Here is a 24778-nt window from a genome sequence, read left to right on the forward strand (position 1 = left end):
GACCGCGAGCCAGGTCAGGGCCAGGGTGAACAGGACCAGGATGCCCGCGACCCCCAGCCAGGCCAGCACACCCGCGCCGGAGCGGAAGCCCATCAGGAGGCCGACCAGGACGACGACCAGCACCGAGACGATGTTGGCGACCAGCGAGGTCAGCACGTGCGCCCACAGGACCGAGGACCGGGCGATGGGCATGGACTGGAAGCGTTCGAAGATGCCGCCCTGGAGGTCCAGGAACAGCCGGTAGGCGGTGTACGCGATGCCCGAGGCGATGGTGATGAGCAGGATGCCGGGCAGCAGGTAGTTGACGTAGTTGTCGGTACCGGTCTCGATCGCGCCCCCGAAGACGAAGACGAACAGCAGCATCATGGCGATCGGGGTGACCGCGGTGGTGATGATGGTGTTGGGGCTGCGGAGGATGTGACTCAGGGACCGGCCGGTCAGGACGGCGGTGTCGCCGAAGAAGTGCTTGCTCATGGTCTCGTTCCTCACTTGTCCGTGCTGACGGGGCTGCTGACGGGGCTGCTGGCCGGGTCGCCGGCGCTGGTGTCGCGAGTGCTGTCGCCGACGACGGCGAAGAACACGTCCTCGAGGGTCGGCTGCTTCTCGACGTACTCGACCTTGGCCGGCGGCAGCAGCGCCTTGAGCTCGGCGAGCGTTCCGTCGACGATGATGCGGCCCTGGTGCAGGATCGCGATCCGGTCGGCGAGCTGCTCCGCCTCGTCGAGGTACTGCGTGGTCAGCAGCACCGTCGTACCGTTCCGGGCGAGCTCCTTGACGGCTTCCCACACCTCGATGCGGGCCTGCGGGTCGAGCCCGGTGGTGGGCTCGTCGAGGAAGATGATCGGCGGGTTGCCGATCAGGCTCATCGAGATGTCCAGCCGGCGCCGCATCCCGCCCGAGTAGGTGGCGGCCTTGCGCCCACCGGCCTCCGTGAGCGAGAACCGGGCCAGGAGGTCGTCGGCGATCTTGCCGGGGTTGGCCAGGTGCCGCAGCTTGGCGACCAGGACCAGGTTCTCCCGCCCGGTGAGGACCTCGTCGACGGCGGCGAACTGACCGGTCAGGCTGATCGACTCGCGCACGTCGGCGGCCTGCGTGGCGACGTCGAACCCGTTCACGCTCGCGGTGCCGGAGTCGGCCTTGAGCAGGGTCGACAGGATCTTGACGACCGTGGTCTTGCCGGCGCCGTTGGAGCCGAGCAGGGCGAAGATGCTGCCGCGCTCGACCTGGAGGTCCACGCCCTTCAGGACATGCAGTTCCTTGTACGACTTCTCGACGTTCTGCACTCGGATCGCGGGCTCGCGGCTCCGCTCGGTGTGCGTGCTCATGTTCTTCCCTTTCTGGGGAACGGTTCTTGGGTAGGGGGTAGCCAGGAAGGTGGTTCGGGTTCTTTCTCGGGCCGACGACGCTGGTCCGGGCTTCAGGTCAGGCGGGGCTCACGCCTGGCCGGTTCGCAGAGAAGTTCGGGGAGCCTCAGGGCCTCCGGACGATGACGTCGCCCCAGCCCGTGCTGGCGTGGATCTCCGCCGTGGCCTCGTTCTCGACGGGGCCGTCCGTGGGGGTGAGCTGGTTGCGGACGGTGCCGTGCTCCGAGGCGATGTCGAGCCAGGCGGCGGTGCCCTCTGGCACGTCGACCTCGATCGAGCCGTAGGACGTGGTGAGCGTGACGCTGCCCGACTCGACCCGGTCGACGCGGATGCCGGCATGTGCCGACTTCACGCAGAGAGTGCCGTGGACGCGGCCCACCGTGATCTCGGCGTGCGCCCCGACGACGTCCAGCGTTCCCGTCACGGAGCCGACGGTCGTCGTCCCGTTGCTGGCGCGGACGGTGCCCTCGCCGGAGAACTCCGTGATGCGGACGCCCCCGGCGCCCACCTTCATGGAGGTGGGTCCCGTGGCGCGGCCGACGACGACGGACCCGGCGGAGACCTTGAGGTCGATGCGGGCTGCCTCGTCGATCCGGACGTCGCCGCCGTTCAGGCTGAGGTCGACGTGGCCGAGCCGGCCCTCGGAGTAGAGCGAGCCGGCCTTGCCGCTGAGGTGCGAGCCGATCGGCAGCTCGATGTTGACCTGCGCGCCGCCGGCTGCGAACGGAAGGACGTACTGCTTCCAGGAAGACGGGTAGATGATCGTGACGGCGTCGCCGTCACGCTGGACGCGGGTCTCCTCGGCGGCGCGCACCGAGCCCGACTTGGCGGGGTCGGCGGGCAGGACGGTCACGACGACGTCGTCGCGCTCGGAGGCGACCACGTGCAGGTTGCCGAAGGGCACGTCCACGACGACCGGGACGGGGCTGGGGGCGGGGAAAGTGGGCATGACGGCTCCAGGTGAGGACAAGGGCGGCAAGGTGAGGGGGCAGCGGGCGGGCTGCGAGAGAAGTGGTGTCGGAGTGGTGTCGCGAGGGTGGGTCAGCGCACCCAGCCGGTGAGGCGGTTCCCGCTCGGCAGCCCGGGGCCGGGCTGCGGGGCAGGGCGCCCGGTGGGCTGGTCGAGCGCGGCGGCGACCGCGCGCACCAGCCAGGTGTTGACCGAGACGCCGTCACGGGCGGCGGCCGCCTCGGCCTGCGTCTTGAGGTGGTCGGGCAGGCGCAGGGTGGTGCGCGTGGTGGCGCCCGCGTCGGCGTCGGCAGCAGCAGTGCCCGCCAGACTGGCGGAGGCGGGTGACGTCGCAGCGTGCTCGGCGACGGCCGGGGTGACGGAGGTGGGCACGGAGGAGGGCACGGTCGCCGCGGGTGCTGCCACGACGAACTCGGGCTCGCCGCCGCGCAACCGGACGTCGACCGAGCCGGGTGCAAGCTCCGCGGAGATCTCGCCGGCCGCGGCGGACAGGGCCTCGAGCAGGACGAGCCGTGCGGCGGCGTCGAGCGGGGCGGTCAGCCGGCCGGCGATCTCGCGCACCTCTTCCCCGCCCGCGGCGGCCGCGGTGGAGAGCTGGCGCTGCAGCTCGTCGACATATCTCGTGAGGTCCATGACCCCACTATGACACCACTGGTGGTGTCAGTGCAAGAGCTATGGCGTCATCCGCGACACCAAAGCGGTGTCACATGGTGTCACGGGGGTAAAGCCGCAGGCCAGGACGGTGTGACGCCTCAGCGACCGCCCGGCTGGACCAGCCCGTTCTCATACGCTGCGATGACGAGCTGCGCGCGGTCGTGCGCATTCAGCTTCGTCATGACCCGGTTCACGTGGGTCTTGGCGGTGTGCGGCGAGATCGCCAGCAGCTCCGCGATGTCGGCGTTGGAGCGGCCGGTGCCGACGAGCGCCAGGACCTCCGACTCGCGTTCGGTCAGGTCGTGCAACGCTCGCGACGGCTCGCTGGTGTGCAGCCGTTCGGACCGCACGTACCTGTCGATCAGCGTCCGGGTGGCGACGGGGGACAGCAGGGCATCACCCCGGTGGACCGCCCGGATCGCGGCAGCGATGTCGTCCCGCTCCGCTCCCTTGCCGATGAAGCCGCTCGCACCGGCGCGCAGTGCGCCGACGATGTACTCGTCCTCCTCGAACGTGGTCAGCACGAGCACCCGGACCGCCACGAGGTCCGGGTCCGCGCAGATCTCGCGCGTCGCGGCGATACCGTCCAGGCCGGGCATCCGGATGTCCATCAGCACGAGGTCCGGACGGCGCTCACGGGCCAGCGCGATCGCCTCGTACCCGTCTGCTGCCTCCCCGGCGGTGGTCAGGCCGTCGCTGTGCGTGATCAGGTCGGCGATCGCCGAGCGGATCAACGCCTGGTCGTCGGCGATGAGCACGGAGATCTCAGGCATGGAGATCACGGGTGGCTCCCTGGTACGGGGGTGGGCAGGTCCGCGTCCAGCGCCCACGAGCCGACGCCGGCCCTGCCGTGCGTGAGCGTGCCGCGGACGGCCTCGACGCGCTCGCGCGCACCGACGAGGCCGTGCCCTGCGGCGGCGCCCGTGACCCGCGCGGGGACGGGGTTGACCACCGTGACGTGCAGCCGGTCCGGCAGGTACTCGAGCACGACGTGCGCGCGGTGCTCGACGCCGTGCTTGTGGGCGTTGGTGAGCGCCTCCTGGATGACCCGCAGCGCGACGACGTCGACCGCGGCGGGCAGCTCGCGCGCCTCGCCGAGCCTGCGCACCGTGACGTCGAGACCGTGCCCGCGGAACTGCCGCAGGATGTCGTCGAGCTGGGCCAGGCCGACCGGTACAGCGCCTGGCCCAGCGCCCGGCGAGCCGGGGTCACGCAGCGTGGCGAGCAGGTCGCCGATCTGGGTGAGCACGGTCCGCGAGGCCTGGCGGATGACGGCGAGCGAGTGCTCGGCGTCGTCGGGCCGCTCGCGCAGGGCGGAGCCCGCGACGCCCGCGTGCAGGTTGATGACCGCGATCTGGTGCGCGACGGCGTCGTGCAGGTCGCGGGCGATCGCGAGCCGGTCCTCGGCGACGCGCTGGTTAGCGAGGGCCTCCCGTGTCGCCTCCGCGCGCTCCGCGCGTTCCGTGATCGCCATGAACTGCTCGTGCTGCACGCGGACCAGGTCGCCCAGCGCGCCGAACAGCAGGATGAACAGCAGGTACTGCATGCCGCCGCGGCCGACGGCCACGGCGCCCGCGATCGCGACGACGACGGCGGTGGGAAGGGTCAGCCACAGGGCCTGCCGCCGGGTCAGCGCGCGGCTCGCGGTGAACGTCGCGATCGCGGCGGCGAGGACGACGCCGGGGTTGAACAGACCGCTCGGCACGCTGAGCCACACGAGGGCCACCGTCGTCGCGACGGTCAGGACCGGCCGCCGTCGGCGCAGCAGGAGCAGCACGGCCGCCACCAGTGCGATGGCGAACAGGCCGGCCTGCCACTCCGGCATCCGGTCCTCCTCGACCGGGAGCGGGCTCGCCAGCAGTACCGCGAAGGACGCCGCGACGTGACCGGCCCACGCGGGGATCCGGTGGGTGTGGCCGAGCTGCACGTCGTCGTCTCGCAGCATCCCGTCCCCCTGTCCGCCGTCCGCCGCTCGCCGGCGGCGCTCCGCCAAGCATCCCGTACCCGGCGGGTGCGCGCGTCCCGCCCAGGGGGTACGGGGGAGTACTACCAGCGCGGTACTCAAGAGTCATCGTCAGGGCGATTCGCACGGGGGCGCCGTCGCCGAGAGTTGGTCCCGTCAACAACTCCGGCACCACGAGAGAGGCGGCCGACGTGGTCTCCCCACTGCTCTCCGTCAGCAACCTGCACAAGACCTACGGCTCCGGCCCCAGCGCCTTCGAGGCGCTCAGGGGCCTGGACCTGGACATCGCCGAGGGTGAGTCCCTGGCGATCATCGGCAAGAGCGGCTCGGGTAAGTCGACGCTCATGCATCTGCTGGCGCTGCTCGACCGGCCGACGTCGGGCAGCATCACGCTCGACGGGACGGACACGTCGAAGCTCTCCGCCAAGCAGCTCAACCAGACCCGCAACAGCGCCTTCGGGTTCGTGTTCCAGCAGTTCTTCCTCAACGCCCAGGCGAGCGTGCTCGACAACGTGACCCTGCCGCTGAAGATCGCCGGCGTGGCCCGCCGCGAGCGCCTCGCCCGCGGGATGGCGGCACTGGCGCAGCTCGAGCTCGACGACAAGGCCGACAACAAGGCGAACGACCTGTCCGGCGGTCAGAAGCAGCGCGTGGTCATCGCGCGGGCGCTGATCAACGAGCCGCGCGTGATCTTCGCCGACGAGCCGACCGGGAACCTGGACACCGCGACGGGCGCCGTCGTCGAGGACATCCTCTTCGACCTCAACCGCAGGCGGGGCATCAACCTGGTGGTCGTCACGCACGACGAGGACCTGGCCTCCCGCTGCGACCGCAGCATCTTCATCCGTGACGGCCTGATCGCCGCGCGCGAGGCGGTGGCGGCATGAGGGGCGTCGACATAGTCTCCACCGCGTTCCGGAACGCTTTCCGATCCAGGCTGCGCACCAGCCTCACCGTCCTGGCGATCTTCATCGGGGCGTTCACGCTGTCCCTGACCAACGGCCTGGGCACCGGCATCAACCAGTACATCGACGACACGGTCGCCTCGGTCGGCGTCGACGACGTCATGACGGTGACCAAGGCAAGCGACGAGGAGCCCGCAGAGGGCCCCGCCGAGTACGACCCGAACCAGATCGAGGTGGAGAACGGCCCGCCAGGCCAGACGGCCAGCGCCCTGACCGACGCCGACATCGACACGATCGCCGGCATCGACGGGGTGGAGAGCGTCGAGCCGAGCAAGAGTGTGTTCGTGGACTACGTCCAGCACGACGACGGGACGAAGTACCAGCTGTCCGTCGCCGAGTTCGTGCCGGGCATGCGCCTCGAGCTCGCGGCCGGCGACCAGGTCGACCTCGACGCCGCCGAACCCGAGCTCGTGCTGCCCGAGAGCTATCTGGAGCCGCTGGACCTGGGCTCCGCGGCCGACGCCGTCGGGCAGACCGTCGTCCTTGCCGTCACGGATGCCACGGGCGCACAGGTGACCACCGAGACGACGGTCGTCGGCATCGCCGAGCCGGGCGTGATCACCATGGGCGGCGCGATCCCGAACGACGTCCTCACGCAGGAGCTCTACGACCTGCAGACGACCGGGGCGCCCGAGGCGGAGACCACCCGCTACGCGCAGGCCTCGGTCTCGTTCGACACCTCCGGGGGCGCGACGGAGACGGAGGCCCTCCAGGACCGCCTGGCCGACGCCGGCTTCACGGGCAGCACGCTGGAGGACCAGCTCGGCACGATCACCGCCGTCATCGACGGCATCGTGCTCGTGCTCAACGGGTTCGCGGTGATCGCGCTGGTCGCAGCCGGTATCGGCATCATCAACACGCTGTTCATGGCGGTGCAGGAGCGGACCCGCGAGGTCGGGCTCATGAAGGCCATGGGGCTCTCCAGCGGCCGCGTCTTCTCCCTCTTCAGCATCGAGGCGGTCGTGATCGGGCTGGTGGGCAGCGCGCTGGGGGTCCTCGGCGCGGTCGGCGCCGGGCAACTCGTGAACGGTGTGGCGGGAGACCTCCTGGCGGACCTGCCGGGGCTGACCCTCATCGCCTTCGATCCGGTGAGCATCGCGACGGTGGTGCTGGGGGTCATGGCCATCGCGTTCCTGGCGGGCACCCTGCCGGCCCTGCGCGCGGCACGCCAGGACCCGATCTCGTCCCTCCGCTACGAGTAGCCGCTCACGCTGTGTGCCGGCTGTTTGTCGATCCCAGCTCCTCGGATCGACAGACAGCCGGCACTTGGCGGCGGGAATGGGGCCGGGTCACCCGATTTGTGCGAGGCGGGTGCATTGGACAACTGCTTACTTTCGGGATCTCGGTCCGTGCTCATGAGCACAGTCAAGGACCGGGCCTCTTCGAGGAACATCGAGAGTAGGGCGGATCATGGACTTCTGGGATTTCTTCTGGTTGATGATCTACAGCTTCTTCTTCCTGGCATACCTCATGGTGCTCTTCCAGATCGTCGGGGACCTGTTCCGCGACCGGGAGCTCTCCGGGTGGTGGAAGGCACTGTGGATGCTCTTCCTCATCTTCCTGCCCGTGCTGACCGCCCTCGTCTACCTGATCGCGCGTGGCCGCGGCATGGCCCGCCGACAGGGCGAAGCGGTCACCGAGGCACGTCGCGACACCGAGAACTACATCCGCGATGTGGCCTCCGCCGCGCCCGCCGACCAGATCGCGAGCGCCAAGACCCTCCTCGACGCCGGCACCATCACGCCGGCGGAGTTCGAGCGGCTCAAGACGAAGGCGCTGGCCTGACCGGCCCGGCTCACCACGCTGCGCACCGTCGGGGTGCTCGGCCGAAGAGGAACGCGGCGATCGCGCGAGAAGCGCCGGCATTCCCCGAAGCCTCCGCTGCCCATGTCACCCGATCACGATGATTCGGTGCTGGTTGCCGCAGTGGGGATCTGGCACATCATCCGTTCCGGGTGATGTGCCTCGGGTATGGCCGCAACAGCTTCAGACCGACGTGCACCGGCGCAGCATCCGGTGTGGCGGTTGCCGCAGGCCCGCCCGCCGGCACGGGCAGGGATGCGGGTGGGGCCGGGCGGTGCCAGCGTGGACGGACTGACGACACGGACCCACGACACAGACCTGAGGAGCGGACGATGAGAGCACTCACGTGGCAAGGCCGGGAGCACGTCAGCGTCGAGACGGTCCCGGACCCGCGGATCGAGGAGCCGAACGATGCGATCGTCCGCGTGACGTCGACCGCCATCTGCGGCTCCGACCTGCACCTGTACAGCGTGCTGGGCGTCTTCCTCGACTCCGGTGACGTGCTCGGGCACGAGGCCATGGGCGTCGTCGAGGAGGTCGGCCCGCTGGCGGGGAACCTCCGTGTCGGCGACCGCGTGGTGGTCCCGTTCGGGATCGCCTGCGGGCAGTGCTGGATGTGCGCGCACGGTCTGCAGTCGCAGTGCGAGACCACGCAGGTCACCACCGAGGACAGCGGGGCAGCGCTGTTCGGCTACACCAAGCTCTACGGGCAGGTACCGGGCGGCCAGGCGGAGTACCTGCGGGTGCCGCAGGCGCAGTACGGTCCCGTCGTCGTGCCGGACGACGGCGCGCCCGACGAGCGGTACCTGTACCTCTCGGACGTGCTGCCCACCGCGTGGCAGGCGGTCGAGTACGCACAGGTGCCCGACGGCGGGTCGGTGGTCGTGCTTGGCCTCGGGCCGATCGGCCAGATGGCGGCCCGCGTGGCCGCCCACCGCGGTGCCGGGCTCGTCGTCGGTGTTGACCTGGTACCGGAGCGGCTGGCGATGGCGGCCAGGCACGGCGTCAGGGTCCTCGACTCCGAGCGCGACGACGTCCTGGCCGCCGTCCGCGACCTCACCGAGGGACGCGGGCCGGACGCGGTGATCGACGCCGTCGGTATGGAGGCGCACGGCTCGCCGGTCGCCGAGACGATGCAGAAGGCCGCGAGCTTCCTGCCGGACGCCGTCGGCAAGCCGCTGATGGAGCGCGCGGGCACGGACCGGCTCGCCGCGCTGTACGCGGCGATCGACCTGGTGCGCAGGGGCGGCGTCATCTCCCTCTCCGGCGTGTACGGCGGCGTGCGGGACCCGCTGCCGATGCTGCGGCTGTTCGACAAGCAGGTGACGATCCGGCAGGGACAGGCGAACGTCCGGCGCTGGACCGACGAGCTGCTGCGGCTCGTGGCCGACCCCGCCGACCCCCTCGGTGCGCTCGACCTGCGGACCCACCGCTGGCCGCTCGAACGCGCCGCCGAGGCCTACGCCATGTTCCAGCGCAAGGACGACGGCTGCGTGAAGGTGGTGCTCGACCCGGTGGCCTGAGCGGCCCGGGCGAGGGGACCGTCAGGCATGTCCTTACCCTGGTCCGCTCGCTCTGCGTATGACACTCCACGCATAGCGGACCGGGTGATATCGAGGCACTATGACCCGGTGCCGATGGTCACTGGACAACAACATAGAGCTGAGATCCCCGGAGCAGACGCCGGGGTAGCTGGTGTGGACATCGGCGGGACGGGGTCGCGCCTGCGGGTCGACAACGGACGGCCCGGCGGGGTCTACGAGCTCACGGGCCCGCCCGCGACCATCGTGAACGGGCGCTCGACGGTGCCTGACGTGGTGCGAGGCCTCTGCCGCGACTTCGCGGCCGAGTTCGGCGGGCGGCCCCGGGTCGCTGCCGCCGCCGTCGGGATGCGGGGGTTCCGGTCGCAGACGCAGTCGGGGAGCCTTGACCCGAACCGCGTGCACGACATCCTGGCCGAGGAGCTGCGCACCGACTCGACAGCGGTGTCGAGCGATGCGGTGACGGCCCACCTGGGCGCCCTCGGTCCCGGACCGGGTGCCACGCTCGCCGTCGGGACCGGCGCCGTGGCCGTGGCCTGCGACGACGTCGGCAGGTGGCACCTCGCGGACGGCATGGGGCCGCACGTGGGCGACAACGGCGGCGGCGCCTGGATCGGCCGGCGCGGGCTCGACGCCGCGGCGCGGTCGATGGACGGTCGCAAGATGGGCGCGTCGCCCGGCCTGGTCCAGTCCGCCGAGCGGCACTTCGGCCGGCGCGAGCAGTGGACGACGGTCACTGACGTCTCCCTGTTCGCCGGGTTCGCGCCGCAGGTCATCCAGGCGGCCAGCCGCGGCGACGTGGCGTGCCGCGAGATCCTCGACGAGGCGGCCCGGTCCCTGGCGGACGGGCTGTGCGCGGTGCTGAGCCACCCCGGCGTCGAGCCGGTCGCGGTCACCACGGGGAAGCTCCTGATGCATGCGCCGTCGTTCCGGTCGATGGTGCTCCAGCAGCTCCTGGAGAAGCGCGACGACGTCCGCGTGCAGCCGAGCGCCGGGCTGCCGCTCGACGGCGCGCTGAGCCTGGCAAGGATGCTGGCCGCCCACCCAGCCGTCGTCCGGGAGCACGTGCCCCTGCTGGCGGTCCGGATCGGTGCCTCGGACTGGCTGGAAGACTCCATCACCATGCCGCGCGTGGCGCTCCCGGTCGTCCGGCCGCCGCGCGCGGAGAGCGAGCCCGCCGCCTGGGCCGTCGAGATCCGGTCCGACTTCGAATGGTCCGCCGACCAGCTGCTGGAAGACGTCGTGGGACCGGCGACACCCACCGCCGCCGTCGTGCCGCTGACCGGAGCGCGCCTCGTGGTCGGCCGGGCGTCGCGCAGCCGCGGCGTCGTGCCGGACATCGTGTGCGAGGACACCGGCGTGTCCCGCAGGCACTGCGAGATCAGCTGGGTCGACGGCGGCTGGAGCGTGATCGACCTCGGCTCGGCCAACGGAACCTACGTCGCTCCGCGCGGCGAACCCGTCCCGGCGGAACCGCTGCGGTCGGGGGAGCGGCGCTGGCTGTCCGACGGCGACCGCATCTACGTCGGCGGCTGGACCTGCCTGACGGCGCGGATGGTCACGGCGAACGTGCACTGAGCCGGAACGCTGACGGTAGATCCGGCCCTTCGTCGGCGGATTCACCTGGACCGCTCCTGGCACCGCTCCTAGGTTGGCGGCATGTCCGGAACCGAGCTCGCCCGCGCCTACTGGGCCGACGTCGTCCGCCCGATCCTCGACCGCAAGCTGCCCGACGTGCCGCGCGCGGCCGGGCGGCTCGGCACCGGCTCGGACGTGCTGGGGCTCGACGACGAGACGTCCCGCGACCACGACTGGGGGTTGCGGCTGACCCTGCTGGTCCCGGCGGACCGGATCGACGAGGTCGACCAGGTGCTGACCGCGTCGCTCCCGGCATCCTTTCGGGGATTGCCGACGGCCTTCCCGCTCACCTGGGACATGACCGTCCGGCACCGGGTCGAGACCGCTGCGCCGGCGCAGTTCGTGCGGTCGCGTACCGGCCTCGACCTTGTCGGCGGCGAGAACAGAGACGAAGGCAGCGGCGAGATCAGCGCGCTGCGCATCGCCGACTGGCTGTCGCTCACCGGCCAGTCGGTGCTGGAGGTCACTGCCGGGCCGGTGTTCGAGGACACGTCCGGCGAGATCACCGCGCTGCGCGAGCGGCTCACCTGGTACCCCCACGACGTGTGGCTGCACGTCCTCGCGGCGGACTGGACGCGGATCGCGCAGGAGCTGCCGTTCGTGGGCCGCACCGGGCAGCGCGGGGACGACCTCGGCTCACGGTTGATCGCGGCGCGGCTGGTCACGGCGCTCGTCCGGCTCGGCTTCCTGCTGGAGCGGCGCTGGCCGCCCTACCCCAAGTGGGCGGGGACGCTGTTCGCGCGGCTGCCCGTCGCGCCGTCCGCGGGCGGACCCCTGGCGGGGGCGCTCGCGGCGGCGACCTGGCAGGAGCGGGAAGCGGCCCTGCACGCGGCGTGCGAGGTGCTGCACGAGCGGCAGCGCGCCGTCGGCCTGCCCGCGCTGGACGGGGCGGCCTGCGAGCCTTTCTACGACAGGCCCTTCACCGGCCTGCGGGACGTCGCGGGGGTGCTGCGCGCGGCGGTCACGGACCCGGAGGTGCGGGCGCTGGCGCAGCGCGGGGGAGTCGAGCAGTGGGTGGACGACGTCGGGACGCTCACCGACCCCGGCGCGCGGCGGCGGCTCGCCTCGTCCTGAGCAGCCGACCGCGGACGACGGCCTGTGGATGGCGGGACGGTAAATGTCACCGGTCCGACGTACTCTGACCGGCGATGATTACTCGTGCAGAGAGTGCGTACCTTGGCGCGCTCCGGGCCTTCCAGGAGCCGATGCTCGACCTGCTCCACCGCAGGTACGCGCCGCTCGTCGTGTCGCTGCTGTCCCTGGTGTTCACGCCCGAGCGTCCGACGGTCCCGGTCGCGGAGGCGCACACCGAGATCGGCGACGCGCTCGATCAGCTGCGGGCGCAGGGCTATGAGCTCAATGCCGACGGCACGCGCGCCATCCCGCTCGGCAGCGCGCGGGAGCTGTGCAGGCAGTGGTCCGACGTCGGCTGGCTGAAGCGCCAGATCGTCGACGGGGACGTCGAGGTCTACCAGCTCTCGGCACATGCGGTCGGCGCGCTCGAGGTGGCCGGCCGGGCCGGTGGCGCCCGGGCGCGGGTCTCGGAGTCGCGGGTCCGGACCCTCCTGGACGCCGTGGAGCGGCTGGCGCAGGACGCCGACCCCGACGTGGCGGTCCGGATGGCCCGCCTCCAGACGCAGATAGACCGGCTGCAGGCGGAGCTGCTGCGGCTCGACCGGGGCGGGGAGGTCGACGAGGTCGGTGACGAGGAGCTGCTGGAGGAGGCGGAGAACGTCCTGCACCTGGTGCGCGAGCTGCCGGCGGACTTCGCGCGCGTGGCGGAGTCGATCAAGGCGATGCAGCGGGACGTGGTGACCGCGCTGCGCCAGGACGAGCGGCCCTCCGGCGACGTGCTGCGCGAGTACCTGGAGCGCGGCGAGCAGGTGATGACGACCACGCCGGAGGGCAGGGCCTTCGCCGGGGCGCTGCGGCTGATCGGCGACCCGCAGCGGATCGACGAGCTGTCGCTGCAGCTCGACACGGTGCTGCGCCACCGCTTCACGGGGCGGCTGCCGGGACAGCAGCGCACCGAGCTGCGCGACGTCGGGCGGCGGATCGAGCAGGGCGTCGCCGAGGTGATCAAGGCCCAGCGTCAGGCCTCCCACGTCATCACCACGCAGGTGCGCAACCACGACCCGCTGCGCGACCGGCAGGTCGACGAGCTGCTGCGCGAGGTCATGATCAGCTTCCAGGCGTGGATGCCGACGACGCGTCGCGGCCAGGAGGTCGACCCGTTGCGCAGGCTGCCGGTGGCGGACGTCGCGCACCTGCGCCAGTCGACGAGCGACCTGAGCCCGCCGCAACCCCCGGTCCCGCTGCAGGCACCGGACGACGGCGCGGACACCGACCTGGAGGACGGCGCCCGCGAGTGGGGCGGGCCCCACTACGCCGAGCTGCGCGAGCACCTCGCCTCGTTCGCGGGCGGGGCCGGTGCCGACGGCGACACCGAACACCGCGCCGACCTCGCCGAGGTGTTCAGCGCCGCACCCGCGGCGATCCGGCGGCCGGTGGACCTGCTGGGGCTGCTGGAGCTCGCGGACCACCAGGGCATGACCGAGACCGACCAGGTGGCGGTCGTCGAGGCGATCCGGCCCGACGGCACACGGCGGCGGTTCGCCTTCGGCGGCGTCACGGTGCGGACGGGGCCGGACGCGAAGTCAGACATCCAGCAGGACACCGAACGACGCACGAAGGAATATGAAGATGAGTGAGACCGCCGTCGAGGAGCACGTTGCAGAGACCGACGGCGGGTTCATCGAGCCGGTGCCGATGGAGGAGGACCCGGAAGGGCTGTTCGCCGGCGACTCCGGCACGCTGGACGCCGCGGTGCGCCGGGTGCTGGTGCGGCTGCTGCGGGGCAGGTTCCTCGTCGCGGACCGGAACCGGGCCCAGTGGAAGGTCCTCCTGGAGAACCAGCAGCTGATCGAGTCCCGGCTGCACGACCTGTTCATCCACCTCGTCGTGGACCACGACCGGGGGATCGCGTACAAGAAGCAGGTCCGCCCCGCCGAGCTGGACGTCCCGATCCTGCTGAAGGACGACCCGTACACGCGCGCCGAGACGCTGGTCCTGGTCCACCTGCGCACGGTCTTCCAGCGAGAGCAGGGTGCGGGGGAGTCCTCGGCCCGGGTGGACGTCGAGGAGGTCGAGCAGACGGTGCTGACGTTCTTCGACCCCGACGACAAGAACCTGGCCGCGCGGCAGACGGAGATCCGCACCGCCGTCCGGCGGCTGGAGAAGGAAGGGCTCATCGAGGAGGAGTCAGAGGGTCGGTTCCGCGTCACGCCGCTGGTCGAGATCGTGCTCAGCAACGAGCGGCTCGGCGAGCTCCGGGAGTGGCTGCGTACGCAGAACCAGCAGAACCAGCAGCAGAACCAGGAGAACCAGCGATGACGATGATCGACACCCTGTTCGGGATGATCCCCGCGGCGTCGACCGGGCAGCAGTGGGTCGCACGTGATCTCCAGCTGGTCAACTGGGGTGGCTACGACGGTTACCACCAGGTGCGCCTGGCCACGACGGCGACCCTGCTCTCCGGCGGCTCCGGCTCCGGCAAGTCGACGCTGATGGACGCCTACATCGCGCTCCTCATGCCGCACACCACGCCGTTCAACGGCGCGTCCAACGGCAGCGTCGTCGGGCGGCCGCGCGGCAAGGACCAGCGCAACATCCTGTCCTACGCGCGCGGCAAGATCGACGAGTCCCGGACCGACGACGGCACCCGTCAGCGGGTGCTGCGGGGCGACGGCCGGGACACCTGGTCAGCGATCGCGATGACGTGGGTGGACCAGTCCGGCACGAGCTTCACCGCCGTCCGCGCCTGGTACGTCCCGTCCGCCGCGCGCACCCTCGAAGAGGTGGTCCCGCTGCGCGCCACGTGCGACGGCGCCTTCGACCTGCGCGGCCTGGAGCGGGCGGCCGCCCAGCGGCTCGCCCGTACGGAGGTCACCGAGGCGGGGCTGACCTGCTTCGACACCGACCGGGAGTTCACGGCTCGCCTGCACTCGACGCTCGGCATCGGTGCGTCCGGCGACGGCAACAAGGCGGTGGCGCTGCTCGGCCGCATCCAGGCAGGCCAGCAGATCACCACCGTTGACGCCCTCTACAAGGCGATGGTCCTCGAGGAGCCCGAGACCCTGGCCAAGGCGGACGAGGTGGTCGAGCACTTCGACAAGCTCGCCGGCACCCGTGAGCAGATGATCACGGCCCGCCAGCAGGTCAACGCGCTCTCTCCGATCCGCGGCTACCACGCGGCCATCGAGGGTGCGGTCGAGCGGCTGCGGGTCATCGACGAGATCGGTTCCTTCGCCGACGCCGCGTCACCCGCGGCGCTGTGGCGCAACGGACGGCGGCTCGGGCTGCTGCGCGCCGTCGAGCACGACCTGCAGGCCGAGCACCGCGCGGCGCTGGGGCGCGCCGAGGAGACCAAGGTCCGGATCACCGCGGCGAAGTCCGAGCTGGACGGCGTGCTGGAGACCCTCCGCGCGTCGGGCGGCGACCGGCTGGCCACCGCGCAGCGCGAGCTGAAGGGCGTCGACTCACGGCTGGCCGAGGTCGAGCGCGCCCGCGGACGGCTGGACGACGCCCTGGGCGTGCTGGAAGCGGAGGCGGGTTCGGAGGCCGAGTTCTCGGCGGTGGCGGCGCGCGCCGGTGCGGCCCTGGCCGACGTCGGCACGAAGAAGGCCGCGCGCGACACGTTCGGTGAGGCGATGTCGGCGCGGAACGCCGCGCGGGCCGAGCTGGCGGAGCTCGAGGCCGAACGGTCGGCGACCGCCGAACGGCGCGGCAACATCCCCGACCACCTGCACCGGGCGCGCGCCACGCTGGCCGAGGCCGCTGGGCTCACCCCCGAGGACCTGCCCTTCGTGGGCGAGCTGCTGGAGGTCCGCACCGAGTTCGAGCCCTGGCGCGGGGCGTTCAACCTCGCGCTGGGCGGCTTCGCGACCAAGATGCTCATCGACTCGGCGCGCATCCAGGCCTTCCGCAAGGCGATCGACGCCGTCCCGACGTCCACCCGGATCCGGTTCGAGGGCGTGCCGACCGGCATGCGCGACGAGCTGGGCCTCGACAAGCGGACCCTCCCCGGCCGGCTCGACGTCCGTGGCGGACCTTTCGCCGGCTGGCTCAAGCACGAGCTGGCGCAGCGCTTCGCCTACGTCTGCGTGGACACCCCCGGGCAGCTGGGGCAGCACAAGATGGCGCTCACCCGGTCGGGCCAGCAGTCCGAGGGCCACCGCGGTGCGCACGGCGGCAACCTCAGGTCCAACGTGCTGGGCTTCACCAACGGCCGCGCGCTGGCCGACCTCGACGAACGCATCGGCAAGGCCCGCGAACGGCTCGCCGAGGCCGAACGCCGCGTGGCGGACGCCGACGCGCGTCTCAACCGGCACGACGACGAGCTCGCCGCGTACCGGACGGTCAGCGGCCTGACCTGGGACCAGGTGGACGTCGCCGCGGTCCAGGACGAACGGTCCCGCTGGACGCAGGTCATCCACGAGGTCACCGCGGGGAACCCCGAGATCACGCGCCTGCGGGACCAGTCAGGCACGCTCGAGAAGCAGATCGATGTCCTCAACCAGGACCTCGGCAGGACGACGGCCCGCGCCGACGCGTTGGAGGCGCGCTGGACGGCCGTCACCGACGACGTCGACGCCGCCCAGCAGGCGCTCGACGACGCCGAGGCGGCCGAGGTCGCCGTCGGCCCGGAGCAGGGTGAGTACCTCGACGCGCTGTTCCGGGCCGCCGACCTCGACGCCACGAGCGGTGGTGCGGCCGCCGCCGCGGCGCTCGAGGCGTTCGACGGCGCGCTGCGGCAGGCCACCGAACGGCTCAAGGCGGACCGGGAGGCCGCGCAGACCGCGCTCGGCACCGCCCGGGACGCGCTGCGCCGGACCTTCGAGAACTTCCACGAGCGCTGGCACGACCCGAACCTGGGGACCGACCCTGAGGAGTCCTTCGGCGACTACGACCGGATCCTGACGGACCTGGAGACCAGCGGGCTCCACGAGCTCGAGACGGACTGGCGCAACAGCCTCCTGCGCCTGTCCGGGAACGACCTCACCGACCTGTACCGGGCGCTGGCCGGCTCGGTCCGCGAGATCAAGGAGCGGATCGGCCCGGTCAACGACATCCTCGCGAACCTCCCGTTCGCCGACGACGAGCACCGCCTGCGGATCGACGCGCGCGACAACCAGTCCACGGTCGTCGGCGCGTTCCGCAAGGAGCTGCGCAACCTGCGCGAGTCGCTGACCCGCGAGGCGACGGACGCCGAACGTGAGCGGCGGTACCTGCGGATGGCCAAGGTGATCGACCGGATCCGGCGGAACGCGCCCGACTTCGCCGACCTTGTCGACGTCCGGCGGCACGTGCGGCTCAGCGCCGAGAAGGTCGACCTGGACGGCAACCACGTGGCGCACTACGACGGCATCGGTGAGAAGTCGGGCGGTGAGTCCCAGGAGCTCGTCGCGTTCATCGTCGGCGCGGCCCTGCGCTACCAGCTCGGCGACGCCGGGGCGGAGCGGCCGCGGTACGCGCCGGTCTTCCTCGACGAGGCGCTCATCAAGGCCGACGCACGGTTCACGGGGCGGGCCGTCGGCGCCTGGCGCGGGCTCGGCTTCCAGCTCATCATCGGTGCGCCCAACGACAAGTACAGCGCACTGGAACCGCACGTCGACATGAAGTATGTGGTCCTCAAGGACGCCTCGGGCCGGTCCAGGACGAAGGCGGTGGCGGGCGTGGCCGAGCCGGCTGGTCAGGTGATGACCGCCGGCGCCGACTGACCGGGTTCAGCAGGGGGCAGCGGTCAGCCTGCCGCATCCTTCAGCATCGGCGGGCAGGTGCCGCCCGGTTCGGTCAGCAGCTCGTAGTGCCAGATCTCGTTCTCGTACACCTGGCACAGCCCGTAGTCGGTGCTGTGCTGGATCATCCAGTAGTCGGCCTCGGTCGGCCCGATGTCGACGGCCTTGCCGCCGATGTGCCTGGACTCCTCGGGCGTGGCGACCTCGCGGCGGGCGGCCTCCAGGCTGCCGTGCTTCCGGACCGCCGCGTCCAGCAGCTCCTGCTGGTAGGCGGGGCTGCGCCAGCCGCTCGTGATCCAGAAGTCGATGTCGTCGGCCGCCGCGTCGGCAGCGGCCTGGCGGACGGCGTCGGCGAGCGCCGGGTCGAGGCCCGTGATCGCGGGAAGGTCATCGTCGAGCGTCGCCGCGCCGTCGGGGATCTCGCCCCCGTCCACGCCGGTGGGGCCGGACGCCGACGTGCCCTGGTCCAGCGCGTCGTCGACCGCCTGGATGACCGGCGAGTCGACGCGGTCGAGCAGGGGATAGACGCCGAAGAGGGCGGCCAGCAGCACTGCCGCGACCATGAGCACTGCCGGCGTCCGGCGGACGCCGGAGCGGCTGCGGGCGGGGGCGCCCGCGTGCGCCGGAGGGAGCTGGGTGAGGTCCTGTCGAGTCATGTCCCCAGCCCATCGCGGACGGCGTTGCCAGGGTGTCTCCGTTTTTCGATATGCGCGCGATACACCGGGCGAGGACACGCACAGGAAAGGGCCCGGGACCGGGCACAGGAGCGGGCACAGAAACGGGCGCCGTCACACCCGAAGGGCGGCTCCGGGTGTCTGCATGACGGGCAGCTGGACCGTGACCCGGAGCCCGCCGTCCGCCCGGGCGGCGAGGGCTAGCGTGCCGCCGTGCGCGGTGGCGATGCTCCGGACGATCGCCAGCCCCAGGCCGACCCCGGCATGGTCGCCGCGCACTCGTCCGGTGCCGCGCTGGAACGGTTCGGTGAGGGTCGAGACCAGCTGCGGTGGGAGCTGCTCCCCGGTGTTCTCGACGGTGAGCGCCACCGTTCCGGCACGGACGCTCGTGGTGACCCATATGCTGCCGTGCTCGGGAAGGTTGTGGACTATCGCGTTGTGCACGAGGTTGGTGGTCAGCTGCAGCAGGAGCGCGTACGAGCCGAGGGTGGGGGCGACGTCGCCGGAGGTCTCGATGGTGAGGCCGTGCTTCTCCGCCAGGGGCAGAAGGGTCTCCGTGGCTTCCTCCGCGACGAGGGACAGGTCCACGGGCTCGCGGGTGAAGGACCCCTGGTCGGCGCGGCTGAGCACGAGCAGCGCCTCCGTGAGGTCGATCGCCCGCGTGTTGACGTACCGGAGGCGGTCGATCAGCTCGTCGGCGTCGTGCGCCGGATCGTTGCGGGCGACCTCGAGGAGGGTCTGGGTGATCGCGAGCGGGGTGCGCAGCTCGTGGGAGGCGTTGGCGGCGAATCTCTGCTGTTCGGCGATGTGCGCCTCGAGCCGCGCCAGCATGGCGTCGAACGTGTCGGCCAGCTCGCGGAACTCGTCCCGGCGGCCCTCGAGCCGGATCGGGTGGGGCAGCGAACCGGTCGTGCGGCGGGCGGCGTGGGTGATGCGCCGCAGCGGGCTGAGCATGCGGCCGGCGAGGACCCACCCGCCCAGGAGCCCGAGCACCAGCAGCAACGCGAGCGCCACGATCGCCCGGGGGAAGAAGGCGCGCGCCAGGTCGCCCTGGTTGGGGATGAACACCGATCCGAGTCCGCCAGGTGCCGAGCTCCCGGGGGCGTAGGTCTGCTCGGGCACGTAGCGCAGCAGGAACACCCACACGACCGCGAGCAGCAGGACGCCGGTGACCATGAGGAACCCGGCGTAGCTGAGGGTGAGCTTGAGGCGGACGCTCATCCCGGGCGCCCTGTTCATGGGCTGCGCATCCACGGGCCGCTCATCCATGGTCAGCGCCAGGTCCGGTGTCGATGCGGTAGCCGACCCCGGGCACCGTGGCGATGATCCAGGGTTCGCCGAGCCGCTTGCGCAGCGCCGAGACGGTGATGCGCACCGCGTTGGTGAACGGGTCGGCGTTCTCGTCCCAGGCCCGCTCCAACAGCTCCTCGGCGCTGACGACGCCGCCCTCCGCGGCGACGAGCACCTCGAGGACGGCGAACTGCTTCCTGGTCAGTGCGACGTAGCGGCCGTCCCGGTAGACCTCCCGGCGGAACGGGTCCAGCCGGAGCCCCGCGAGCTCGCTGACCGGGGGCCTGGTGTGCCCGCGCCTGCGGTCGAGCGCCCGCAGCCGCAGCACGAGCTCGCGGAGCTCGAACGGCTTGGTGAGGTAGTCGTCGGCGCCGAGCTCGAACCCCGAGGCCTTGTCGTCGATCCGGTCGGCGGCGGTCAGCATCAGGATCGGGATGCCGCTGCCGGAGGCGACGATGTGCCTGGCGACCTCGTCACCGGACGGGCCGGGGATGTCGCGGTCGAGGACCGCGAGGTCGTAGGAGTTGACGCCGAGCAGCTCCAGTGCGGAGTCCCCGTCTCCGGCGATGTCGGCGGCGATGGCCTCCAGCCGCAGTCCGTCCCGGACGGCCTCGGCGAGGTAGGGCTCGTCCTCCACGATCAGCACGCGCATACCGGCACCTTAGGCCGTGGGCGCCGGACGCGGCCGGACGCCCGACGCCGTCGCACCGAGGGCGCGGCGACGGCGTCGGGCGAGAGCCTCCCCGCCGTGCGCGTCAGCCGGCGGCCTGCAGCTGCGGGTACAGCGCCGACAGCGGGCCGGACAGCGCCTGCTTGACCTGGCGGCTCGTGTCGTCCGCCAGGACCTCGGGCTCACCGGCCTCCAGCCCGTCGTAGATCGCCGCGACGATGTCGCGCGGGTCCTCCTTCGGCACGTCGAGGGCGGCGATCATCGGCGTGTCCGTGTAGCCGAGGTGGGCGCCCAGCAGGTGGGTCTTCTGGTCCAGCAGCTCCACGCGCAGCGCGTTGCTGAAGGACCAGAAGGCGGCCTTCGTCGCCGAGTAGGTGCCGACGCCGAGCCAGCTGAGCGCGGAGTGCACGTTGATGACGCCGCCGCCGTCGTTCCGGGCCAGGACCGGCGCGAACGCCTGGGTGACCGCGAGCTGCGCGAACACGTTGGTCTCGAACACCGAGCGGACGGCGTCCAGCGGCGTGCTCAGGACCGGCTGCCCGGAGTCGGAGATCCCCGCGTTGTTGATCAGGACGGTCGTGTCGGCGGCCTGCTCGGCCACGGCGGCCACCGACTCGGGGGAGTTGATGTCGAGGGCCAGCGCTACCACGCGGGGGTCGGTCCACTCCTGCGGCGTGCGGGCGGTGGCGTAGACCTTGGTGGCACCGCGCTGAAGAGCCTCGGCGACGAACGCGCGGCCGAGGCCGCCGTTCGCACCGGTGACCAGGACCACTGCGTTCTTGAGGGTAGTCATCGTGACGAGCTCGCTTTCATGAGGTTGTCGTGCGAGGTGATGGCTTGCGAGGGGATGGGCAGGGCAGGGACCGCACCGGGCGCGGACGCCCGGGAGCGGACAGCGAGGAGGGCGGCGAGCGTGAGCGCGACGACGGTCGCGCTGCCCGCGACCAGCGCGGTCTGCAGGTCGACGGCGGTGCCAAGGGCCCCCACCCCGAGCGCGACCACGGCCTGGACGAGGTAGGCGACCAGGTAGGCCGACGACGTCGTCGCGGCCCGGTGCTCGGGCAGCGCGCTCTGGGTGACGAGCGTGACGCCGCCGGAGAAGAGGAGGCTGTAGCCGGCGCCGCCGACCAGTGAGTACAGGACGAGGAACGGCATCGAGTGGGTGGCTCCCGCGGCGATCATCAGCGCCTGCCCGACGACCGCGGCGAGCGCGCCGAGGCGGAGGGCCGTCGCGGCCCTGAGCCGCCCCGCGAGGAGTGCGACGACGCCGATCGCCGCGGCGGAGATCGCCAGCACCACGCCGTTGACGAAGGCGTCGTCGGAGCGCACGGTGTCGCGCGCGAACTGGGCGCCGACGCCGAGGAAGATCGCGCCGAGCGCATAGGCGGCAGAGACACCGAACGTTCCCGCCAGGAACGGCATCCGGCGCTGGGGCACGGCCAGCCGGCGCGGGCGCCACCGGCCCGCGGCGGTACGTGCGGGGCCGGGGGAGCGAAGCAGGGCGGCGCGGGGCAGGAACCAGACGGCGAGCACCGCGACGACGACGCCCGCGAGCAGGACGCCGTAGGCGGAGTGCAGCGGGCTGGGCCCGAACTGCACCGTCGCACCGCCGACGAGCAGGGCCGTGATGATGCCTACCGAGCTCGCCCCGGCGGTGACGGCGCCGGTGCGGTCGCGGACGCCGTCGCGCCCCGCGGACGCGATGACGCTCGTCGCCGGGCCCAGGCTGAGCCCCACCCCGACGCCCATGAGCGCGCGGCCGGTGAGCAGGAGCGCCAGGTTGGGCGCGAGCAGGAAGGTGACGGCGCCCAGCCCCAGGAACCCGAGGCCGGCGAGGATCGCGTTCCGGCTGCCCACCGTCTCCGCGAACCCACCGAGCAGGAGCAGCGTGCCGATCAGCGCGACGGGGTAGGCGGCGAACACGGTGGTCGTGACGGCGGTCGTCAGGTGCCACTCGGCCGCGTACGCCGGGTAGACGAGCGTCGGCGCGGCCGAGGCCCAGAGTGCGAGTGCCACGGCAGAGGCCGCGGCCCAGCGGCTGCCCCGCGGCGCCCAGGTGAAGGCCATCAGAACTCCGATCTGAGTTGGAAATGCCAACCTAGCAACCCTAAGTTTGAATTGACAACTCAGATTGGTAGGATGTGGGCATGAGCACAACGCCCCGCGAACGAAATGCCCGCTGCTCTATCGCCAGGAGTCTGGACGTGCTGGGGGAGAAGTGGACGCTGCTCGTCGTCCGGGAGGCCTTCTTCGGGGTGACGCGGTTCGCGGACTTCCGCGCGCGCCTGGGCATCGCCCCCGACGTGCTGACCGCCCGGCTGGAGACCCTCGTCGAGGGCGGGGTGCTGGCGCGCCGGCCGTACCGGGACGAGGGGCAGCGGCAGCGCGAGGAGTACGTGCTCACCGAGGCGGGGGCGGAGCTCAAGACGATCCTGGCGGCGTTCGTCGCGTGGGGCGACGTGCACCGGCCCTCGGGTTTCGGGCCCTCGACGGTCTACGTCGACCGCGACACGGAGGAGCCGGTGCGCGTCGTCTTCCTGACCGACGACGGGCGGGAGCTGGCACCCGAGGACGTGACCGTGGTGAAGGGCCCGGGGGCGCTCACCGCCGCCGCTGGTTGAGCCCGCCTTCGCTGGTTGAGCTTGTCGAAACCCAGTCAGCCCGCCTGGGTGGCGTGCAGGGTCGCGTAGCGGCCGCCACATGCGACGAGCTGGTCGTGCGTGCCCTGCTCCACGATCCGGCCGTGCTCCAGCACGACTATCCGGTCGGCCTGGCGGATGGTCGACAGGCGGTGGGCGACCACCAGCGTCGTCCGACCGCGCATGAGGCGGCCGAGCGCCTCCTTGACCAGCAGCTCCGACTCGGTGTCCAGGGCGCTGGTCGCCTCGTCGAGCAGGAGGATGCGCGGGTCGCGCACCAGCGCGCGGGCGATCGCTATGCGCTGCCGCTGCCCGCCCGAGAGCCGGGCGCCGCGCTCGCCGACGACGGTGTCCCACCCCTGCGGCTGGGCCTGCACGAAGTCGAGCGCGTTGGCGTCCCGCAGCGCGGCGCGGACGACGTCGTCGGACGCGTCTGGGAGGCCGTAGGTGACGTTCTCGCGGATCGTGCCCTCGAACAGCACCGACTCCTGCGGCACCACCGAGACGTGGCGGCGCACCGTGCGCAGGTCCAGCTCCTGCGCGTCGGCGCCGTCGACCAGCACCCGGCCCGATGTCGGGCGGATGAAGCCCAGCACCAGGTTGAGCAGCGTGGACTTGCCCGACCCGGACGAGCCGACGAACGCGACGGTCTCGCCCGCCGGGACCGTGAGCGTGACGTCGTGCAGGGCGTCGTCGTCGGAGCCGGGGTAGCGGTGGTGCACGTGGTCCAGCGCCAGCTCGCCGGCGACGGTGTCGACGGTCCGGCGGCCGGCGTTCTCCTCGAGGTCGGGCTCCTCCAGCACCTCGGCGATCGAGCGCACGGACTCCATGCCGCGCGCCGTGACCGGGATCAGCATGAGCAGCTGGGTGAGCCCTTGCGTCAGCAGCGTGAAGTAGCTCGACAGCAGCACCACCTCGCCGGGCGTGACCGGCAGGAAGCCCGTGAGCGAGAAGATCGCGGCCAGGGCGAGGCACGTCACGCCGAGCAGCTGCATGGTGACCCACGAGAGCGACGCGACGCGGCCGTTGAGCATGTCGAGGTGCAGGCCGGCCCTGCGGACGCCGTCGGCGCCGTCGGCCAGGCGGTTGACCGCCGTCTGCTCCAGGCCGTGGGCGCGGGTGATCGGGATGAGCGAGGCCATCTCGCCCACGCGTGAGGCGAAGCCCTCGACCTCGCGGCGGAAGTGCTCGTTGCGGTCCCGGGACCGGCGCGCCGTCGCCCAGCGCATGCCGAGCGCGAGCGGCACGGCCAGCAGGTAGACGGGCAGGAACTCGGGGACCTTGACGGCGGTCATGGTCAGGGCGCCCGCGAGCACCATGAGCGACGAGAGGAGCGGGTGCGTGACCTGCTGGAGCATCACCTCGATGTTCTCGACGTCGCGCACCACCTTGGACTGCACCACCGACGAGCTGGCGCGCGTGTGATACCCGATCGACAGGCTCTGCAAACGGGCGGCGAGCGCGTTGCGCAGGCCCGCGCCGGTGTCCCTGACCACCGTCATGAAGTTACGGGTGTAGACGAGGTGGTTCGGGAAGTTCTGCAGGAGCAGCGCTGCGGCGATCGTGAACCAGACGAGCACGTCGCGCACCGGTCCGCCCGTGGCCACGATGTCGATGACGGACGCCGTGACGACCGGCAGGAACCACATCGGGACCTCTTTGAGCGTGAACGCCCCGATGGCCACCGACATGCGCCCCGGACGCCGGGCGAGCAGCCGGAGGACCGACCGGGCGGGCCGTGAGCTGTCGATGCGGATCGGAGAGGTAAGCGCTTTCTCGGCTGCCATGCACCACATGCTATGGCTCCCCGG

22 protein-coding genes are annotated in these 24778 nt (G+C 71.9%); 10 read left to right on the top strand and 12 right to left on the bottom strand.

Annotated features, from left to right (window positions below):
• From AB0I32_RS20260 to AB0I32_RS20285, 6 genes are all read right to left on the bottom strand, one after another.
• Window positions 1-474 (bottom strand): ABC transporter permease (locus AB0I32_RS20260; protein ID WP_357509269.1); only part of this gene is annotated, 474 nt, incomplete at its 3' end.
• An 11-nt stretch (window positions 475-485) separates the two neighbouring features.
• Window positions 486-1325: an ATP-binding cassette domain-containing protein gene (locus AB0I32_RS20265; RefSeq protein WP_357509271.1), complete on the bottom strand. Its 840-nt coding sequence runs from the start codon at window positions 1323-1325 to the stop codon at window positions 486-488.
• Window positions 1326-1470: 145 nt separating this feature from the next.
• Window positions 1471-2313, bottom strand: a complete 843-nt coding sequence (locus tag AB0I32_RS20270; RefSeq protein ID WP_357509273.1) for a DUF4097 family beta strand repeat-containing protein — start codon at window positions 2311-2313, stop codon at window positions 1471-1473.
• Window positions 2314-2405: 92 nt separating this feature from the next.
• Window positions 2406-2966 (bottom strand): histidine kinase, encoded by a 561-nt coding sequence (locus AB0I32_RS20275; protein ID WP_357509275.1) that lies wholly within the window; start codon window positions 2964-2966, stop codon window positions 2406-2408.
• Between the two features lie 119 nt (window positions 2967-3085).
• Window positions 3086-3760 carry a response regulator transcription factor gene (locus AB0I32_RS20280; RefSeq protein WP_357509423.1) on the bottom strand — a complete coding sequence of 225 codons (675 nt, stop codon included), beginning with the start codon at window positions 3758-3760 and terminating at the stop codon, window positions 3086-3088.
• Between the two features lie 5 nt (window positions 3761-3765).
• Window positions 3766-4932: a histidine kinase gene (locus AB0I32_RS20285; RefSeq protein ID WP_357509277.1), complete on the bottom strand. Its 1167-nt coding sequence runs from the start codon at window positions 4930-4932 to the stop codon at window positions 3766-3768.
• 209 nt (window positions 4933-5141) lie between these two features.
• Here AB0I32_RS20285 and AB0I32_RS20290 point away from each other — a divergent pair, with 209 nt between their 5' ends.
• The 9 genes from AB0I32_RS20290 to AB0I32_RS20330 all read left to right on the top strand — a co-directional run bounded on the left by AB0I32_RS20290 (window position 5142) and on the right by AB0I32_RS20330 (window position 17676).
• Window positions 5142-5837, top strand: coding sequence for an ABC transporter ATP-binding protein (locus AB0I32_RS20290; RefSeq protein WP_357509279.1), 696 nt, complete (start codon window positions 5142-5144; stop codon window positions 5835-5837).
• Entirely contained in the window at window positions 5834-7117 is a 1284-nt protein-coding gene (locus tag AB0I32_RS20295) for an ABC transporter permease (RefSeq protein WP_357509281.1), read from the top strand. The genes AB0I32_RS20290 and AB0I32_RS20295 overlap by 4 nt, the downstream gene beginning before the upstream one ends.
• Window positions 7118-7325: 208 nt before the next feature.
• Entirely contained in the window at window positions 7326-7700 is a 375-nt protein-coding gene (locus AB0I32_RS20300; RefSeq protein ID WP_357509283.1) for an SHOCT domain-containing protein, read from the top strand.
• A 350-nt stretch (window positions 7701-8050) separates the two neighbouring features.
• Window positions 8051-9241 (top strand): zinc-dependent alcohol dehydrogenase, encoded by a 1191-nt coding sequence (locus tag AB0I32_RS20305; RefSeq protein WP_357509285.1) that lies wholly within the window; start codon window positions 8051-8053, stop codon window positions 9239-9241.
• Between the two features lie 174 nt (window positions 9242-9415).
• On the top strand, window positions 9416-10837 hold the full coding sequence (locus AB0I32_RS20310; protein WP_357509287.1) for a BadF/BadG/BcrA/BcrD ATPase family protein: 1422 nt from the start codon (window positions 9416-9418) through the stop codon (window positions 10835-10837).
• Window positions 10838-10918: 81 nt separating this feature from the next.
• Window positions 10919-11971, top strand: coding sequence for a DUF4037 domain-containing protein (locus AB0I32_RS20315; protein ID WP_357509289.1), 1053 nt, complete (start codon window positions 10919-10921; stop codon window positions 11969-11971).
• Window positions 11972-12045: 74 nt separating this feature from the next.
• Complete coding sequence (locus AB0I32_RS20320; protein ID WP_357509291.1) at window positions 12046-13608, top strand: DUF3375 domain-containing protein; 1563 nt, start codon at window positions 12046-12048, stop codon at window positions 13606-13608.
• Entirely contained in the window at window positions 13601-14290 is a 690-nt protein-coding gene (locus AB0I32_RS20325) for a DUF4194 domain-containing protein (RefSeq protein WP_357509292.1), read from the top strand. Before AB0I32_RS20320 ends, AB0I32_RS20325 begins: the two co-directional genes overlap by 8 nt.
• A complete protein-coding gene (locus AB0I32_RS20330) occupies window positions 14287-17676 on the top strand; it encodes an SbcC/MukB-like Walker B domain-containing protein (protein ID WP_357509294.1) in 3390 nt (1129 codons plus the stop codon). Before AB0I32_RS20325 ends, AB0I32_RS20330 begins: the two co-directional genes overlap by 4 nt.
• A gap of 23 nt (window positions 17677-17699) precedes the next feature.
• On the opposite strand, the gene AB0I32_RS20335 is transcribed toward AB0I32_RS20330, so the two are convergent.
• The 5 genes from AB0I32_RS20335 to AB0I32_RS20355 all read right to left on the bottom strand — a co-directional run bounded on the left by AB0I32_RS20335 (window position 17700) and on the right by AB0I32_RS20355 (window position 22395).
• Window positions 17700-18350 (bottom strand): M15 family metallopeptidase, encoded by a 651-nt coding sequence (locus AB0I32_RS20335; RefSeq protein WP_357509297.1) that lies wholly within the window; start codon window positions 18348-18350, stop codon window positions 17700-17702.
• A gap of 132 nt (window positions 18351-18482) precedes the next feature.
• A complete protein-coding gene (locus AB0I32_RS20340; protein ID WP_357509299.1) occupies window positions 18483-19607 on the bottom strand; it encodes a HAMP domain-containing sensor histidine kinase in 1125 nt (374 codons plus the stop codon).
• Window positions 19608-19629: 22 nt separating this feature from the next.
• The gene (locus AB0I32_RS20345; protein ID WP_357509301.1) at window positions 19630-20310 is read right to left on the bottom strand and encodes a response regulator transcription factor; all 681 of its coding nucleotides are present in this window, start codon (window positions 20308-20310) and stop codon (window positions 19630-19632) included.
• A 103-nt stretch (window positions 20311-20413) separates the two neighbouring features.
• A complete protein-coding gene (locus AB0I32_RS20350; protein WP_357509303.1) occupies window positions 20414-21121 on the bottom strand; it encodes an SDR family oxidoreductase in 708 nt (235 codons plus the stop codon).
• Window positions 21118-22395 (bottom strand): MFS transporter, encoded by a 1278-nt coding sequence (locus AB0I32_RS20355; protein WP_357509305.1) that lies wholly within the window; start codon window positions 22393-22395, stop codon window positions 21118-21120. The genes AB0I32_RS20350 and AB0I32_RS20355 overlap by 4 nt, the downstream gene beginning before the upstream one ends.
• Before the next feature lie 80 nt (window positions 22396-22475).
• On the opposite strand from AB0I32_RS20355, the gene AB0I32_RS20360 reads away from it, so the two are divergent.
• A complete protein-coding gene (locus AB0I32_RS20360) occupies window positions 22476-22949 on the top strand; it encodes a helix-turn-helix domain-containing protein (protein ID WP_357509307.1) in 474 nt (157 codons plus the stop codon).
• Between the two features lie 35 nt (window positions 22950-22984).
• On the opposite strand, the gene AB0I32_RS20365 is transcribed toward AB0I32_RS20360, so the two are convergent.
• Window positions 22985-24754, bottom strand: coding sequence for an ABC transporter ATP-binding protein (locus tag AB0I32_RS20365; protein ID WP_357509309.1), 1770 nt, complete (start codon window positions 24752-24754; stop codon window positions 22985-22987).
• Window positions 24755-24778 lie beyond the last annotated feature (24 nt).

Origin of the sequence: Promicromonospora sp. NPDC050249, assembly GCF_040656015.1 — a bacterium.
GTDB lineage: Bacteria > Actinomycetota > Actinomycetes > Actinomycetales > Cellulomonadaceae > Promicromonospora.

What these genes read in the sequence shown, in the direction of transcription:
- AB0I32_RS20360 (WP_357509307.1), top strand. Translation starts at nt 22,476, where the DNA reads ATGAGCACAACGCCCCGCGAACGAAATGCCCGCTGCTCTATCGCCAGG.
- AB0I32_RS20335 (WP_357509297.1), bottom strand. Translation starts at nt 18,350, where the DNA reads ATGACTCGACAGGACCTCACCCAGCTCCCTCCGGCGCACGCGGGCGCC.
- AB0I32_RS20270 (WP_357509273.1), bottom strand. Translation starts at nt 2,313, where the DNA reads ATGCCCACTTTCCCCGCCCCCAGCCCCGTCCCGGTCGTCGTGGACGTG.
- AB0I32_RS20295 (WP_357509281.1), top strand. Translation starts at nt 5,834, where the DNA reads ATGAGGGGCGTCGACATAGTCTCCACCGCGTTCCGGAACGCTTTCCGA.
- AB0I32_RS20300 (WP_357509283.1), top strand. Translation starts at nt 7,326, where the DNA reads ATGGACTTCTGGGATTTCTTCTGGTTGATGATCTACAGCTTCTTCTTC.
- AB0I32_RS20355 (WP_357509305.1), bottom strand. Translation starts at nt 22,395, where the DNA reads ATGGCCTTCACCTGGGCGCCGCGGGGCAGCCGCTGGGCCGCGGCCTCT.
- AB0I32_RS20340 (WP_357509299.1), bottom strand. Translation starts at nt 19,607, where the DNA reads ATGAACAGGGCGCCCGGGATGAGCGTCCGCCTCAAGCTCACCCTCAGC.
- AB0I32_RS20330 (WP_357509294.1), top strand. Translation starts at nt 14,287, where the DNA reads ATGACGATGATCGACACCCTGTTCGGGATGATCCCCGCGGCGTCGACC.
- AB0I32_RS20315 (WP_357509289.1), top strand. Translation starts at nt 10,919, where the DNA reads ATGTCCGGAACCGAGCTCGCCCGCGCCTACTGGGCCGACGTCGTCCGC.
- AB0I32_RS20365 (WP_357509309.1), bottom strand. Translation starts at nt 24,754, where the DNA reads ATGGCAGCCGAGAAAGCGCTTACCTCTCCGATCCGCATCGACAGCTCA.
- AB0I32_RS20320 (WP_357509291.1), top strand. Translation starts at nt 12,046, where the DNA reads ATGATTACTCGTGCAGAGAGTGCGTACCTTGGCGCGCTCCGGGCCTTC.
- AB0I32_RS20265 (WP_357509271.1), bottom strand. Translation starts at nt 1,325, where the DNA reads ATGAGCACGCACACCGAGCGGAGCCGCGAGCCCGCGATCCGAGTGCAG.
- AB0I32_RS20350 (WP_357509303.1), bottom strand. Translation starts at nt 21,121, where the DNA reads ATGACTACCCTCAAGAACGCAGTGGTCCTGGTCACCGGTGCGAACGGC.
- AB0I32_RS20280 (WP_357509423.1), bottom strand. Translation starts at nt 3,760, where the DNA reads ATGCCTGAGATCTCCGTGCTCATCGCCGACGACCAGGCGTTGATCCGC.
- AB0I32_RS20305 (WP_357509285.1), top strand. Translation starts at nt 8,051, where the DNA reads ATGAGAGCACTCACGTGGCAAGGCCGGGAGCACGTCAGCGTCGAGACG.
- AB0I32_RS20345 (WP_357509301.1), bottom strand. Translation starts at nt 20,310, where the DNA reads ATGCGCGTGCTGATCGTGGAGGACGAGCCCTACCTCGCCGAGGCCGTC.
- AB0I32_RS20325 (WP_357509292.1), top strand. Translation starts at nt 13,601, where the DNA reads ATGAGTGAGACCGCCGTCGAGGAGCACGTTGCAGAGACCGACGGCGGG.
- AB0I32_RS20285 (WP_357509277.1), bottom strand. Translation starts at nt 4,932, where the DNA reads ATGCTGCGAGACGACGACGTGCAGCTCGGCCACACCCACCGGATCCCC.
- AB0I32_RS20275 (WP_357509275.1), bottom strand. Translation starts at nt 2,966, where the DNA reads ATGGACCTCACGAGATATGTCGACGAGCTGCAGCGCCAGCTCTCCACC.